The organism is Flavobacterium daejeonense DSM 17708 (assembly GCF_000425425.1).
GTDB classification, from domain to species: Bacteria; Bacteroidota; Bacteroidia; order Flavobacteriales; family Flavobacteriaceae; genus Flavobacterium; species Flavobacterium daejeonense.
Map to the genome: position 1 here is coordinate 61843 of NZ_AUDK01000021.1, position 15786 is coordinate 77628.

The following is a 15786-nucleotide window of genomic DNA, read 5'->3' on the forward strand; positions in this document are numbered from 1 at the left end:
GTTAAAAACAACTACAAAGGATATGGTGAAATGAGTTTTTTAAAAAAAACTAAAAAAGAGGAAAGGGGATCAAATTCGAAAGACCTCGAATAAGATGTAGCGTGGATTATTTGTATATAAATGACAAAATTCTTCGCGTACAGGCAAAGAATTATTGATTTTATACGTAGGAATGATCCCCGAAGGCTGTTGCTTAAAATAAATGCTATAGCAACTTAATTTTTCTGTCTTTTTTTCAGGAGAGGCGTTTTCAACGTCTTCTTCTTCATTATCAGTAGTAATTTCTCTTCTTTTGAATAAATCGTTTTCAGGAAAAGATGAAGTAATGTGAAAACTAAGGAAGTAGTTTAAGAATTCCGTGTTTGTTGATTTACCTGAATTTGTATGATGACTGGAAGTAATAGTCTGCAAACTAGCTGAATGGAAATGAGCCATTAATTGTCCATTGCCAAAGAGTAGCAGCATACATAAAAGTGTAATATGTTTTATTGCTTTTTTCATCAATGTTGCAAATCTATATCGACAAAACTATTTTAGCAAGTATTCGTTAATAAATATTTGTTAATAATGGCAAAAGCATCAAAAAACCTGTTAAAAGGTAGTTTTTGTTGTGATAAAATCAGAGTTTATGTTAAAAAACACATGAAAAATTACTCTTATTGTTTTTCTCCTTCCCACTCGGCATAAAATTGTGAAAGGAAATTTTGCATGAACTGATGTCTTTGCTGCGCAATTTGTTTTCCGGTTTGCGTATTCATTTTGTCTTTTAAGAGCAATAACTTTTCGTAAAAATGATTAATTGTTGGTGCCTGACTGTGTTTGTATTCTTCGACGCTCATATTGGTATTTGGTGCTATTTTAGGGTTGTAGAGCGCCCGGTTTTTAAAGCCGCCGTAATTAAAAGCACGGGCAATTCCTATGGCTCCAATGGCGTCCAATCGGTCAGCATCCTGAACAATATCAAGTTCGACAGAATGGAAGTTTTTGTCAAAATTTCCGCCTTTAAACGAAATGTTTTCGATGATATTAATTATATGACTGATGGTTTCCGGAGCAATATTTTCTGATTCCAAAAAGTTTCGGGCAATTTTTGGTCCGATTGTTTCGTCACCGTTGTGAAATTTGCTGTCGGCAATATCATGAAGCAGGGCAGCGAGCTGAACAATTTGCAAATCACATTTTTCTTCACGGGCAATTAACAAAGCGTTTTTATAGACTCTTTCAATGTGAAACCAGTCGTGACCGCCTTCGGCATTTGCTAATTGTTGTTTTACAAAAGTGATTGTTTTGCTGATGATGTTGGTGTTGGTCATACTAGTGTTTTAAAAAAAATGTTGATTTTCAAAGTTTTTTGTACTTCAAAAATCAACATTTTAATTTATTAATTCAATTTTAAAAATTTTAAAATCTAAATTCTGTTTTCTAAAATTTGAAATCTACAATCTAGCCGGTTCTACCCATTTAAAAATATGAGATTCTTTAGGAATGACTAATCTTTCGGAAATTCTAGCCATTCGGGCAGGTAATTTCATCAAGTAATCACGGGCTTTTTCGGCTTCGTCAGTCAAACCAGCGATTTTGTCAATTTCCCATTTGTCAATTAATTTCTGCATGATATCCACGTAATCGTTGGCGGTATAAACCCCAATACGTTGCGCTGAATCTGAAAATAATTCGAATGCAGAACTGATTTTTTGTCCTGATTCTCTCAGGAAATGAGCCGGCATAACGATTTTTTGTTTCATCATGTATTGGAAAGCCAACATCATTTCGCTTGGATCTACTTTGAAAATTTCGCTAACAAAATGACTGTAAGCATGGTGGTGACGCATTTCATCTCCGGCAATCATTTTACACATTTTAGACAATTTCTTGTCGCCATAGCTTTTGGCTAATTGAGAAACTCTGTTGTGTGAAACATAAGTTGCTAATTCCTGGAAACTGGTGTAAACAAAGTTTTTATACGGATCTCTTCCGGTACCAATATCAAATCCGTCGTTGATAAGGTGTTGGGTGGTCATTTCGATTTCGCGCATGTTTACACGACCTGATAAATACAGGTATTTGTTCAATAAATCACCATGACGGTTTTCTTCTCCTGTCCATTCACGTACCCAGGCTGACCAGCCGTTTCGGCCTTCATTGTCAACTCCTTCTACTTCCATTAGCCAGTTTTCGTAGGTAGGAAGCGCCTCCTCGGTAATCATATCGCCTACCATAGCTACCCAGAAATCATAAGGCAGGTCCTTAGAGATTTCGCGTAATTCTTTTATTTCTTCTAAGAAATTATCTCCTTCAGAATTTGGTAAAAAGTCCGATGGCTGCCATATTTGTTCCACAGGAATCAAATATTGTTCCATGTAGCTGGCCACGTTTTTTTCCAAAAACTGCATAACTTCTAATCGAATGTTTTTTATAGACATTTTGTATATTTTAAAATTTTATTCCTTTTACTACTGCACTTTCTGTCTTCTCCATTAATTCAGGAAAACTATAATCACTCACTTTTAAAGGAGTGTGAATGGCAAAGGTAAGATGATTTCCTAAACCTACCGGGAAAAACCCATATTTTACCATTTTCCACGAATTATTAATACTTACAGGAACAATATAGGCTGAAGGTGCATTTTTGCACAATATTTTTACACCGGTTTGGGCAAATTCTTTTGGTTTTCCTGTTTTGCTACGGGTGCCTTCCGGGAAAATTACTGCTGAGCGTTTGTTGTATTCGATATATTCAGCTAATCTTTTTATTTCAGGAATGGCTTGTTTAGGATCTTTTCTGTCAATTAATGCGGCTCCGCCATGTCTTAAATTGAAAGAAACACTTGGAATTCCTTTGCCTAACTCTTTCTTACTTACAAATTTACAATGAAAACGACGTAAGTACCAAATCATTGCTATAATATCGTACATACTTTGATGATTGGCTACAAAAATCAAAGGGACTCCCTGAGGAATTACTTCCCGGTTTTCTATGGTGTAAGTCGTTCCTGCTAAGTTAGTGCATTTTAGCAAAAAAAAGTTCAAATAATCGACACTTTTTTTGTGTGCCTGATAACCAAAAAGATTCAGGCAAATCCATTGAATAGGATGAAAAATGACTAACGTGAGTCCGAAACACAAATAGTAAATTACCGATATGGGATACGAAACAAGTTTTTGCATTTTTAAAAAAAATTAGCTGCAAAAGTAGTAAATAATTTTTTAGTGCTATTTAATTCCTAAATAATAATAGGTTTGGGGTTAAATTGTAACTTTGCAGTCTTAAAAATTTGACCTTATATCATAAAAATGAGCTTTAACTATCCAAAAAACGAAAAACTTAAAAGTAAAATCAGTATTGGATTGTTATTCTCTGAAGGCAAATCGGTTTCTAAATATCCATTGCGGTTAGTGTATCATTCTGGTTTCTTGAATGAAAATGAAAAAATCAAAATGGGTGTTTCGGTTTCTAAAAAATACTTCAAAAAAGCCGTTGATCGTAATCGTTTCAAGCGTATTCTTCGCGAAACTTATCGCCTGAACAAACATATTTTGTTGGATAATCTGGACAAACCTTATGCGTTCATGTTTTTTTATCAAACCAAAGAGCGTTTGTCTTACGAAGAAATCAATACCAAAACCATTCAATTGTTTGAGAAATTTTTGAATCAGGTTGCTAAACAAGATTAAAATTTTAAATCTGAAGTTTGTAAAAAAAGTTGTAGTTTTAAACTAACATAATACTTTATTTATATGAAAAAATATATTCTTTTTGGACTATTAGTTATAGCTTTTTTAGGTTGTAAAAAAAATGAAGAGTCAATGAGTAATGTAAAACTTACTTCTATTAAATTACCTCCAAAGCTAGAAAGAAAGGCTGATTCAGACCAAGCTCAAGAGAAAAACATAGAACAAAAAATTATAAAAGAAGGAAATTTACGTTTTGAAACTTCAGATCTTGAAGCTACTTTTTCTCAAATACAATCAGCTTTAAAAGCTAATCAGGCGAAAATAGAAAATGATAATGAAGGAAAAGATTATAATACTTTCTATAGACGGTTAGTGATTAGGGTTCCCAGTCAAAATTTCGATTCTTTTTTGCAAAGTATTTCTAAAGGTGTTTCTTATTTTGATACTAAAGAAATTTCATCACGTGATGTCACGGCTGAATATATAGATATTGATGCCCGTTTGAAGGCAAAAAAAGTGTTGGAAAATCGTTACCTTGAGCTGCTTAAAAAAGCTAATAAAGTTTCGGAAATATTAGAAATAGAAGCGCAGTTGTCAGCGATTCGTGAAGAGATTGATTCAAAGCAGGGGCAGTTAAATTATTTGCAAAACCAGGTGTCTTATAGTACACTCAATGTTGAGTTTTATAGAACAGTTGCTAATGAAGGAGGTGCAACGATTTCTTATGGTTCAAAAATTTGGAATGCTTTAAAATCAGGTTTTAATCGTTTCTCAGGATTTCTGCTAGGTTTAATCAGTATTTGGCCATTCCTGATATTTTTTGGAATTATAGGCTATTTTATTAGAAAAAGATTTAAGAAAAAAACAATTTAAGATGAGGCGTTTTACCAAAAAAAGATATATCCTTCCTATAGTCGCTTCGGCTTTTTTATTTATTGGTTCCAGTTTCAAGGATGATTTCTTTGAAATTGCCAAGCAAATTGAAATTTTTACGACATTATTCAAAGAGTTGAATACGAATTATGTGGATGAAACTAATCCGGGCGAACTGATGGATACGGCCATTAAAGGCATGCTGGCGAGTTTGGATCCTTATACGGTGTATTTTAACGAGCAGGATGTGTTGAAATTCAAGATCAATAATACCGGCGAATATACCGGAATAGGTGCTTTAATCACGCAAAAATCAGGGAAATTAATTTTGCGGGAAGTTTACAAAGATTTTCCTGCTGATAAAGCCGGTTTTAAAGCTGGTGACGAGATTGTACAAATAGGCGATGTGGCCATTGCCGATTTCAAAGAGGATGCTTCCCAGCTGTTAAAAGGGGCCAAAAACACCAAAATTGCGATTAAATTCCTGCGTCAGGGAAAGATGAATACAACCGAGATAATTTTGGATGAAGTAGAAATCAAATCGGTTCCTTTTTATGCTAAAATTGATGACAAAACCGGTTATATTGTTTTGAGTCGTTTTAATAGAAAAGCTTCTAATGAAACCAAAGAAGCGTTGTTGGAACTCAAAAAACAAGGTGCCAGCCAAATTATTCTGGATTTGAGAAATAATCCCGGAGGATTGTTGAACGAGGCAATTAATATTTGTAATTTATTTGTGTCCAAAAATGAAGTAATTGTTACCACCAAATCTATTAACGAAAAACACAATAATACTTATAAGACCTCCTTTGATCCGGTAGATTTAGAGATTCCGTTGGTGATTATTGTGAATGATAAAAGTGCTTCGGCTTCGGAAATTGTATCAGGTGCTTTGCAGGATTTGGATCGCGCGGTGATTGTGGGTAGCCGAAGTTTTGGAAAAGGATTGGTTCAAAAACCTATCGATTTGACTTATAATACACAGCTTAAAGTAACTATTTCCAGATATTTTACGCCTTCCGGAAGATGTATTCAGGCTTTGGATTATGCGCACAAAGACAAAAATGGTTTGGCAGTTCGAACCCAGGAAGTTAATTATAATTCGTTTAAAACCCGAAAAGGACGAACCGTTTATGACGGTGGTGGAATTTTGCCTGATGTGCAAATGCCGGAATCCAAAACCAGTGTGATTGCGAATGCTTTACTTAAAAATGACGGGATTTTTAATTATGCCACAAAGTATTATTATAAAAATCCCAATTTAGGCAATCAGATTCCAAACTTTAGCAATGCCGATTTTCAGGATTTCAAGCAGTTTTTAAAAACTCAAAAAATTTCTTTTGATACCGAAACCGAAGAATCGTTGAAAAGCACTTTGGCGATTGCTCAAAAAGAAGGAATTGACGGCGCAATTATTAATGAATACAAGCAAATGCTGGCGGCAGTTCAAAAGAGTGAAGAGAGTCAACTGGATAACAATCAGGAAGAAATTAAGAATTTAATTTTGGAAGAAATTATCAAACGCTACCAATATCAGGAAGGATTTTATAGTTATTACATGAAATCCAATTCGGAAATTAAAAAAGCGGTAAGCATTTTGGGTGATACCGCTATATATAGCAAAATTTTAAAATTTTAAATTTTCGGTTTGCTTATCAAAAATTAGTTGTTAAACAGCGCCAAAAGTTTAGGTTTTGATTTTTGGGCTGTTTTTTTGTTGATTTCCACCGATTTTATAATTGCTTCGAGTTCGAGCATTAAATCTCTTTTTTCTTTTGAAGGAGCATAGCAAAAACCCTCTAAAACCAATAAGCGGTCATTGTCCTTGTCCACGATAGCGTAATTGATAAAAGGTCCCGACATAAAATCGTTTTTTAATTCCCAGGTTCCTTTCGTTTCGTAAGCTCTTTTGTGATTGAGAACAATATTTGAAAAATAGGGCGAATAGGCTTCTTCGGTAATCATATCGGTGTTAGCTTCTTTGCCGTGAATGTAGCGTTTTCCAATAGAATCTCTCATTCGGATGATATCGGTTACTTTATTCGTTTTGTTTTTAATGGTGTTTAATGGAACTTCGTAGATTAAAATACTGGTGTTTCCGCTAATGATTTCTTTTTTGAACCATAGGAAATTCTTTTTTTGAACCATTAATTGATAATTGGAAGGCATTTCAAGTTTGATATTGAAACTGTCTTTAAAGAATTTAGGATCTAAAAGTGATTTTCTGTTTAGATATTGGCATTCCTGGATTTCTGTCTGATGAATGGTTTGGATAATTTGCGGCGCATTTTTTTGAATCAGACAAAGAATATCATTGGCTCCTTTAGCAGAAATCTGAAAGATGTTTTGCGGATTGGCAAATTGATTTTTGGTGATTTTAAAGTCTTCTTCAGCGTTTTTTTTAATGATGATAATGTTTCTGCTTTCGGTCATAAAACCTTCCATGAGTTTTACCGGAAACTGATTAATGGTAAAAAGAGGTTCTTCCTGAGGAAGTCCATAAACGGGGGAGGCAAATTTGTTACGGATGCTGTCGCCAATTTCGCCATTCCATAATAAATCGTCTATAATCACCGAGATGTTATTGATTTTTCCATTGATTCTTTCCGGTGTGCTAATTTCCTGTTTGCAGGAAAAGAAAAAAATGGAAATAAAAAGCAATATAAAATGGATTTTATTCATTTTGTATCGGTTGTAACTGCAATTCAAATTTTAAGGTTGAATTGTTTTGTATTCGTTTTTGGTTTGTTCAAAAAAGGTATAGCGAATATCGTTCCAAATTTTTTAAAAACAGCAAAAAATTAGCATAAATAATAAAAAAAGGCTTTATTCTATCGTTGAATAAAGCCTTTTGTTGTGATTTTTTGAAGTATATTAACTTTTGATTTTTAATTTCATTCCCGGTTTGATGTCTTCATTACTAATGTCATTCCATTTTTTGATGTCTGAAACAGTAACACCAGGGTATTTTTTGGCAATACTAAATAAGGAATCTCCTTTTTTTACAAAGTAATCGTGTTGTAAAGCAGCCTCTGTTTTGGTTTTCTTAAAAGAAGCGGCAGTAGCTTTTGAGGTGTTGATGGCAACTTCGTTTTTAGCGACGATTAATGTTTTTCCTAATCCAATATTGTTGTCTGTTAGATGATTCCATTCTTTCAAATCGGCAACTGAAGTTCCGAATTTCTTAGAAATATTTCCCAGATTATCTCCTTTTTGAACCGTGTATTCAATGTTTTTTAATTCGGCAGCAGGAGTTGCTACAGCTACTTCAGCTTCTTTTTCAGAAACTTGCAGATTCATACCTGCCTGAATAATGTTGCTGTTAAGTTTGTTCCATTCTTTAATTTGGGCAACCGTAACATCATTAGCTTCGGCAATGTTGCTTAAATTATCACCACTTTGAACAATATAAATGCTGTTGTTTTTAGAAGCTAAAGAATCGTTTTTAACTTCTTTTTTAGGTTTTTCTTTGATTTCGGCTGATGCAATTGCAGTTTTGGTTTCAGGAACAAAAAGTGTTAAAACTTTTCCGTAAGCAATTGAATTTCCGCTGAGTTTGTTCCATTTTTTTAAATCCTCCAACTCAACATTGTATTTGCTGGCAATAGTACTTAAGTTGTCGCCTTGTTTTACTTTGTAATACTGTGTCGTACTTCCGGCAGGAAAACTAGGTTTTTCAGCGGTTGCAACGGCAGTTGTGGTCGTAGCATTTTTAAACGGATTGTTGTTTTTTAAATCGGCTTCGTACTGAATATAAGCGTAAATTTTTTCTTCATTTGAAACAAATACACCAATCTTATCTTTTGGCAAACGCAAATAATGATTCTCATCATGATAATAAGGAATTACGTTAAGCTTGTAAGAAGGGTTTAGGTGTTGTAGTTGCGAAACCGGAACGTCTAATAAATCGGCTATTTGTTTAAAAGACATCTGTTTTCTAATCATTACCGTATCGGTGGTAAAGCGTTGAATTAAGGTTTTATTAGGCTTGATTCCGTGTTCTTTACGGTATTCATACAAATACATGGTTGCTAAGAATGCCGGAACATAACCCTGAGTTTCCCTTGGCAAATTATTCTTAATACTCCAGAAATTTTGCTGACCTCCGGAGCGTCTTATCGCTTTTGCTACATTTCCGGGACCTGAATTATAAGAAGCTAAAACCAATTCCCAGTCGCCAAAAATTGAAAACATATTCGACATATATTGCGCTGCGGCAGCGGTTGCTTTCAATGGATCGCTACGTTCGTCGATGTAAGAATCTATTTTTAAATTGTATTGTTTTCCGGTTTGATACATAAATTGCCAAAGTCCCGTAGCACCCACTCTGGAAACCGCTTTTGGATTTAAAGCCGATTCTACAATGGCTAAATATTTGATTTCTAACGGAATGTTGTTTTTGGCAAAAACGTCTTCGAACATTGGAAAGTAATATTCCGAAATGGACATCAGGCGTTCAAAAGACTTTTTTCGGTTTTTTAAGAACGATTTGATGATGTTTTCTAAGCCCTGATTGTACTGAATGTTAAACGGAGATTTGGCATTCATGGCTTCAAGCCTTGATTTTAAAAGCTCGGTTGGCAATTCGTAATCTACTTTTTCATCGGTATTTATCGTTTCAATATCTTTTGTGATGTCGTTGTATAAATCCAAGCTGGTCAATTCTTTAGTCCACAAACTATCTACACAGCTGGCCATTTCGTCGTGTACAAAACTTTGTTTGATAGAATCCAAATAAGAAAGCTTAGTTTCTATTGCAGCAATTCCCTTGCTTTCAGCTATTTCTTGCGAAAACAGGGGAATTGATACTAATAGAAATAATGATAAAGTGATCTTTTTTATAATCATATTTTTGTTGTCAACTTGCTTAATTTTAAGCGATTATGAAATCGTTTGTGCAAACTTAAGATGTTACAGCTAAATAAATCAATAAAAAATGTTAAAATTGTTATATTTTTAGTCTAGTATAGCTGCAATACCAGGTAAAGTTTTTCCTTCCAACATTTCTAACATGGCACCACCACCAGTTGAAACGTAGCTCATTTTATCTTCGAAACCAAATTGTTTTACTGCTGCAACTGAATCTCCACCACCTACAAGGGAGAAAGTTCCGTTAGCTGTAGCCGCCGCAATATAGTTCCCTAAAGCGATAGTTCCTTTGGCAAAAGTTTCCATTTCAAAAACTCCAAGAGGTCCGTTCCAAAGAATTGTTTTCGAATCCATAATTACTTTTTCGAAAGCTGCTAATGATTTTGGTCCGGCATCCATTCCTTCCCATCCGTCAGGAATATTAGCTACATCAACCACCTGAGTATTTGCGTTGTTAGAGAAATCGTCTCCGGCAACTACATCAACAGGAATGTGAACCTGAACCCCTTTTTCCTTAGCTTTTCTTAAAATTTCCAGCGCTAATTCCTGTTTGTCATCTTCGCAGATAGAATTACCAATTTTACCTCCTTGCGCTTTCACAAAAGTAAAAGTCATTCCACCACCGATAATCATGTGATCTACTTTGTCAAGGATGTTTTCGATAACTGTAATTTTAGAAGAAACTTTAGAACCACCAAGGATTGCCGTTACTGGTTTTTCACTGTCTTTTAATACTTTGTTGATGCTGTCGATTTCTTTAGCTAATAAAGTTCCGAAGCATTTGTGCTCTGAGAAAAACTGAGCAATAATGGTAGTCGATGCATGTGCTCTGTGAGCAGTTCCAAAAGCATCGTTTACATAAATATCTCCTAATGAAGCTAATTCTTTTGCAAAAGCAACATCTCCTGCTTCTTCTTCAGCGTGGAAACGTAAATTTTCTAATAATAAAACTTCTCCGGCTTGTAATTCAGCTGCGGCTTGTTGCGCTACTTCACCTACACAGTTTGAAGCAAATTTTACATTTACACCAAGAATTTCGCTGGCTGTTTTTAAGATATGTTTTAATGAATATTTATCTTCGGCTCCTTTTGGACGACCTAAGTGTGACATCAAGATAACACTTCCGCCATCGGCAAGAATTTTATCAATGGTTGGTTTTGCTGCTTCGATACGGGTAACGTCGGTTACATTAAAATTTTCGTCCAAAGGCACGTTAAAATCTACGCGGATAATTGCTTTTTTATTTTTAAAATCAAAATCGTTTAAAGTCTTCATTAGTTTAATTTTAGATTGTTTTTTTGAAAGTGAAACAAATATAGAAATTTTCTAGTACTATTAAATTTCAAAATTTCAAAAAAATCAATTTTTTGCAACGAAAACGATGTAAACTGACTGTTGTTTGAGTTATATTTTTTTATTTTAAAAAAATGGTTATAAAAAGTTAAATTTTATTCCTTTAGAAAGCAAACAGACAAATGCGTTTGCATGGCAAGCATAAAAGTTTCAAATTCGGTAGTGTCATCGGTGTTTTTTGAAAGCAAATAATGATTGTTTATTGTTCCTAAATAAGTAAAAATGGGGGAGTAAAAAGTAATCCCAATTTTGTGTTTGCCCATATCCGAAATATCGGTATTGATAATGTCCAGTCGGTAATTGATAAACGGGAAATAATTGTTGCCCAGAGCATCGGTTATCCGATACAAATTTCCTTTTAACTGTTGTACATAATTTGCCGCTGCAATACCCGCAAGGTAATGTAATTTAGAAGCTTTTTCGTTTTCAGCCAATAATTCTCGGAAGGTTTCTTTAGGATTTTCTTTCGAATTAAATTGTTGGTGTTGCAGTAAATATTCCTGAAAAGTATCTTCAAAAACATATTTGTCCCAAACAAAAGTGGAATTACTGTCAATTACTAAACGATAAGCGAGTTGTATTTTGGATTTGTAATTCATACTAAAGGTATTTCGATGAGTAAGAGCATGGCGTTTTCGGATAAGGCTTCCCATTCTACGGCTTCAATATTTTTAATGTTCAAAGCATCACCGGTTTCCAGAAGTCGGTTTTCAAATTCAAAGGCTCCCTGAATGATGTAAACAAAAATACCGCTTTGCTCTTTTTTTAATTCATGACAGCCTTCCTTTCGACCATCAAAATGACCAATAAAAGCGGTAGCAATTTGATTTTCAAATAAAGGAATGAGTTTGTTTTTTTCGGTAAAATCAAATTTTAACAGCTTACTTTCAAGAGTGGTTGTATGCGTTTTAAAGCCAATTTGTAAATAACTCACATTGCTGTTTAACGGGTTTGAAATTTCAAAAGCAGTTTCTTTATTGCTAACAATTTGTTGAACTGATTCTGTCAGAATAGGTTTTTCATTTTGTTGTTTTTCTTTGAAAAATACTCCGCCAAAAAGCGGTAAAATATAGTTTAAACCATTACTTTGAGCTGTCAATGTGGTTTTTTGATTTGGAGTTAAGACTTGGTAATCCAATTGAAATAAGCTTCCAAAGTTGTTTTTAGCTTCTTTCTGATAGTTACCAAAATTGAAGGTTGACCAACAATTTTGGTAATGTTCTCTTGCTGATGCCAGATAAATTTGTGCTGATTTTTGTTGTATCATCTGAAGCATTATTAAATTAACCTGCTACATTTATCGAATGTGTTAAAACAAATCCTGCTGCTACACTTCCTGTTACTGTTGCTAATTCGCTACTAACTCCGTCCGAAAACACATTGTCATTAGCATTGTAAGTATAACCACTCATTCCTTTGGTATAGCCGTTTGATGTGGATGCATTAACCAGAACAACAGCGCTGCCGGAGCCTTCCGGAAAGGCAATTTGGGTTACTAAAAGCGATGTGCCCGATGCATTGTAAATATGAACATGAATGTGTGTGGCTCTTCCGCTGTACCATCCCGGGAAAATCGAAGTAAAACTAACTAATCCGTTAGCATTGGTGGCTTGTCTTCCTCTTAAAAAATGTACCGAAGTAAAATCTGCCGATTGCATGCCTGTTCCGCCGTACTCAGAATAATAACCGTCTTTATCACAATGCCAAATATCCACTAAAGCGCCTGCCAAAGCGGCACAACTGGCATTTTTATTTTGGATTGTGATGTTTATCGTTAGCGGTACTCCGGTTCTGTCGCTGGTGATGTCCGATTTTACTAATGATGACGGGCTTTTGGTAGGGAACGGTCCTGCGGTTTCCGATGGTGTAACACTGCATGTTGTTGTACCTGAAGAACTTCCGGTGTCGGTTGCTTCTGTATTATCGGTTGCACCGGAATCAGTAGAAACATCATCATCACTGCCGCATGAGCTGATTATGGGCATTGCCACAGATCCTAATCCTACTAATCCTAATCCTCTTAAAAAATCTTTTCTTTCCATGATAAATGCTTTTATAAGTTACTGATATAAAAGTATTTTAATTGGATTTATTGAAAAAAATAATGAGGTAAGCGTCTGATTTTATGCGGTAAAGTAGTTAAAAAGAAATGGCAAACGGAAATTTTTAATTGCAAAAAAAGCTTATTCTTTATTAAGCAGGGCAAAAAAAGCAGCCTCATAACTCGCACTTACAGGTATTTCTTCTTCATTGATGTAAATGATTTTATTGCGGACTTTATCAATTTTAGAAACAGGTACAATAAAGGAACGATGTACGCGAACAAATTCCGGTGAAGGTAATTTTTCTAAAATGGCTTTCAGAGTCATGCGGGCCACTACGGTTTTTTGATTCTGAATGTGGATTTTTAAGTAATCATCTAATCCTTCGATGAACAAAATATCCGAAAACAGGATTTTTATCAGGCTGTAATCGGCACGGATAAAAAGATAAAGTTGTTCCGGATTTTGGTTTTGTAGTTTATGCTGGTTAATGGCTTTTTCGACTGCCTGTTTGAAACGGCTAAAAGAAAACGGTTTCAAAATATAATCGGTGGCACTCAGGGTAAAACCTTCTACGGCATATTCAGAATAAGCCGTAGTAAAAATGACCATCGTTTTATGCGGTAATTTTTTGTAAAAATTAATGCCCGAAACAGAAGGCATATTGATGTCTAAAAACAATAAATCTACGGGAAATTTTTTCAAATATTTAAAAGCATCTTCCGATTTGGTAAAGGTTTTGTCCAGACAGATTTCTTCCATCTGATCGCAAAAACTTTGTAACACTTCCAGTGCCAGAGGTTCGTCATCGAGGGCAATTGCTTTTAACATCCTACATTAATCTTTAATATAACCGTATATTTTTCGGGCGAATCATCAATGGATAATTCGTGGTTTTTAGGGTACAAATAGGTCAGCCTTTCAATGGTGTTTTGTAATCCAATACCGCTTTGTGAATGAATGGATTCGACTTTGTTATTGGATACAAATAGAGTTAAAAAATGATCTTCAATACTGATTTTGATATCGATCTCCGAATCCTGATTTGGGTTTATCCCATGTTTGAAAGCATTTTCAATAAATGAAATCAGGATAAGCGGTGTAATACATTTTCCATACCCATTTCCTTCGGAAACATATTTTATCCTAACGGTATTTCCTAATCTGGTTTTTTGTAACTGAATAAAATTGTCAATATAATTGAGTTCTTTGTCTAAAGCAATCACGTCGTCATTAGCATTTGAAATAATGTAGCGCATTAATTCAGAAAGTTGCACTATGGCATCGGCGGTTTTGTCGTCTTTTTTAATGGCTAAAGCGTAAATACTGTTCAAAGTGTTAAAGAGGAAATGCGGATTGATTTGTGCTTTCAGGAAAGACAATTCTGATTGCATTTTTTCTTTTTCAACATCTCGCAGGCGATTGTTGATGGCAAATAACAAACTGGAAACCACTCCGATTAAATAAACTAATATGGTATGACTGTATTGGGTAGGAGGGCCGAGCGGATGATGATTGTTTATTTTTGGAGGCAGAGGGAATTTCTCAGGACGAAATTCAGGATGTTTTCCAAAATCTAAAAAGTTACGTTCCGGATGATCAAAATAGCTTGAAATCCAGAGAAAGAAGAGTAAAAAAAGGCTGGTGATGCCAAAATACAACAGTTGCTTGTTTGAAAAATAAATTTGGGGAATGAGATAATAATAATTGAACAGAAAGAACAACAACAACAACGAATAGATAAAGAAATAAATCCGGTCGTGACCATTGTTTACCAGGTTCGGTAGTTGTAAAACACTTCCGGTTGCAGTAAACATATATGGCAACAGCATGAATACAATGCACACGAAAAAAACTAACAAATAAGAAGTAATATTTTTTTTCATGAAAATAAGTTAACTCATCAAAGTTAAGCTTCTTATTTTTAGCATTCTAATTATTGAGGTGAAAATCAGAAATCCTGCGATTTTCTTATGTTTTCTTTTTATTTAGTCATGAACCGGACTTTGGGTACAAGGGCAATTGCTAATTCCGGCAAAGAAATCTAAACCAATCGTTATCATGTGTGTCCCTGAATTATAAGACATCAACGGATTAAGCGTAACCTGATAAGAATAAGCAAAATAGAAATTAGACTTTTTAAAACCTGCCATTGGTCCTAAATTCAGTGGTTTAAAAACCTGATCATTCAGGAAGCGATAGGAAATTCCGGCCCAGTAGTAATCTTCATACTTGTTGTATTTTCGGTATTTTATGTTGATGTCGGTACTGGAACGTTTGTCACTGGCAAATAACTGATAATAAACCGAAGGTTCATATTCCACTCGGCTGTTTGCAGGTCCTTTAATTACATAACCGGAATAGATTTGATAATTTAAAAGTAAGTTAGGTTCAGCACCAAAGTATTTGTCAATATTTTTGGCTAAGATATTATTGGCATTAAGGCTTAAATAAAAGTTCTCATAGCGGTACAAAGCGCCAATATCGAAGTTGTTGTTCGAATTAAAACGGTTGTCTGTTACATTTGGGTCTAAAACAGGAATTTCATAAGTAGTGTTGAAATTTTCAATATCAATTTTAAAATTATTGATGTTGTAGGATATTCCCAGAGACAGATATTGTTTGGTATAATAATCCAAAATAAGATGTTGGGCAAATGAGAATTTAGCACCATTTTGTCGGGTATTTCCATTTTTATCATTATAAAAAGAAACTCCGATTCCGGAACGGTCGGCGATTCTAAAATCGGCATAAACGGATGCATTTCTGGGTGCATCTTTAATCCCTATCCATTGTGCCAATCCATTGGCTCTGATTTTAAGATTATCACCAATTCCGGCAAATGTTGGCGAAATCACAAAGTGGTTATCTGCCAAATATTGAGTGTGAACCGGCAAATTCATTTCCTGACAATAACTTTGGCTCATTGTCAGGAGAAGAAAGTATATCATTAATTTTTTCATTCTACTATTTT

General features: G+C 34.6%; 16 protein-coding genes. 3 read left to right on the forward strand and 13 right to left on the reverse strand.

Annotation, left to right across the window (positions count from 1 at the left end; translation table 11 throughout):
- Positions 1-69 precede the first annotated feature (69 nt).
- From H599_RS0114280 to H599_RS0114295, 4 genes are all read right to left on the reverse strand, one after another.
- Positions 70-465: a hypothetical protein gene (locus H599_RS0114280; RefSeq protein WP_155960789.1), complete on the reverse strand. Its 396-nt coding sequence runs from the start codon at positions 463-465 to the stop codon at positions 70-72.
- A gap of 191 nt (positions 466-656) precedes the next feature.
- Complete coding sequence (locus H599_RS0114285; protein ID WP_026714755.1) at positions 657-1313, reverse strand: HD domain-containing protein; 657 nt, start codon at positions 1311-1313, stop codon at positions 657-659.
- A gap of 123 nt (positions 1314-1436) precedes the next feature.
- Positions 1437-2423 carry an acyl-ACP desaturase gene (locus tag H599_RS0114290; protein ID WP_026714756.1) on the reverse strand — a complete coding sequence of 329 codons (987 nt, stop codon included), beginning with the start codon at positions 2421-2423 and terminating at the stop codon, positions 1437-1439.
- Positions 2424-2433: 10 nt separating this feature from the next.
- Positions 2434-3168, reverse strand: coding sequence for a lysophospholipid acyltransferase family protein (locus tag H599_RS0114295; protein ID WP_026714757.1), 735 nt, complete (start codon positions 3166-3168; stop codon positions 2434-2436).
- 126 nt (positions 3169-3294) lie between these two features.
- Here H599_RS0114295 and rnpA point away from each other — a divergent pair, with 126 nt between their 5' ends.
- The 3 genes from rnpA to H599_RS0114310 all read left to right on the forward strand — a co-directional run bounded on the left by rnpA (position 3295) and on the right by H599_RS0114310 (position 6187).
- Positions 3295-3675: a ribonuclease P protein component gene (gene rnpA, locus H599_RS0114300; RefSeq protein WP_026714758.1), complete on the forward strand. Its 381-nt coding sequence runs from the start codon at positions 3295-3297 to the stop codon at positions 3673-3675.
- 63 nt (positions 3676-3738) lie between these two features.
- Positions 3739-4548: a DUF4349 domain-containing protein gene (locus tag H599_RS0114305; RefSeq protein ID WP_026714759.1), complete on the forward strand. Its 810-nt coding sequence runs from the start codon at positions 3739-3741 to the stop codon at positions 4546-4548.
- Between the two features lies 1 nt (position 4549).
- A complete protein-coding gene (locus H599_RS0114310) occupies positions 4550-6187 on the forward strand; it encodes a S41 family peptidase (RefSeq protein ID WP_026714760.1) in 1638 nt (545 codons plus the stop codon).
- Between the two features lie 23 nt (positions 6188-6210).
- On the opposite strand, the gene H599_RS19840 is transcribed toward H599_RS0114310, so the two are convergent.
- From H599_RS19840 to H599_RS0114355, 9 genes are all read right to left on the reverse strand, one after another.
- Positions 6211-7230 (reverse strand): DUF4837 family protein, encoded by a 1020-nt coding sequence (locus tag H599_RS19840; RefSeq protein WP_051590756.1) that lies wholly within the window; start codon positions 7228-7230, stop codon positions 6211-6213.
- Positions 7231-7422: 192 nt separating this feature from the next.
- Positions 7423-9396, reverse strand: coding sequence for a LysM peptidoglycan-binding domain-containing protein (locus H599_RS0114320; RefSeq protein ID WP_026714761.1), 1974 nt, complete (start codon positions 9394-9396; stop codon positions 7423-7425).
- A gap of 108 nt (positions 9397-9504) precedes the next feature.
- Positions 9505-10692 (reverse strand): phosphoglycerate kinase, encoded by a 1188-nt coding sequence (locus tag H599_RS0114325; protein WP_026714762.1) that lies wholly within the window; start codon positions 10690-10692, stop codon positions 9505-9507.
- Positions 10693-10865: 173 nt separating this feature from the next.
- On the reverse strand, positions 10866-11369 hold the full coding sequence (locus tag H599_RS19845; protein ID WP_051590757.1) for a hypothetical protein: 504 nt from the start codon (positions 11367-11369) through the stop codon (positions 10866-10868).
- Positions 11366-12037: a pirin family protein gene (locus tag H599_RS0114335; protein WP_155960790.1), complete on the reverse strand. Its 672-nt coding sequence runs from the start codon at positions 12035-12037 to the stop codon at positions 11366-11368. Before H599_RS0114335 ends, H599_RS19845 begins: the two co-directional genes overlap by 4 nt.
- Positions 12038-12053: 16 nt before the next feature.
- Positions 12054-12812 carry a dioxygenase family protein gene (locus H599_RS0114340; protein WP_026714764.1) on the reverse strand — a complete coding sequence of 253 codons (759 nt, stop codon included), beginning with the start codon at positions 12810-12812 and terminating at the stop codon, positions 12054-12056.
- A gap of 141 nt (positions 12813-12953) precedes the next feature.
- Positions 12954-13643: a LytR/AlgR family response regulator transcription factor gene (locus H599_RS0114345; protein ID WP_026714765.1), complete on the reverse strand. Its 690-nt coding sequence runs from the start codon at positions 13641-13643 to the stop codon at positions 12954-12956.
- On the reverse strand, positions 13637-14698 hold the full coding sequence (locus H599_RS0114350) for a sensor histidine kinase (protein ID WP_026714766.1): 1062 nt from the start codon (positions 14696-14698) through the stop codon (positions 13637-13639). Before H599_RS0114350 ends, H599_RS0114345 begins: the two co-directional genes overlap by 7 nt.
- Before the next feature lie 102 nt (positions 14699-14800).
- A complete protein-coding gene (locus tag H599_RS0114355; protein ID WP_026714767.1) occupies positions 14801-15775 on the reverse strand; it encodes a PorP/SprF family type IX secretion system membrane protein in 975 nt (324 codons plus the stop codon).
- Positions 15776-15786 lie beyond the last annotated feature (11 nt).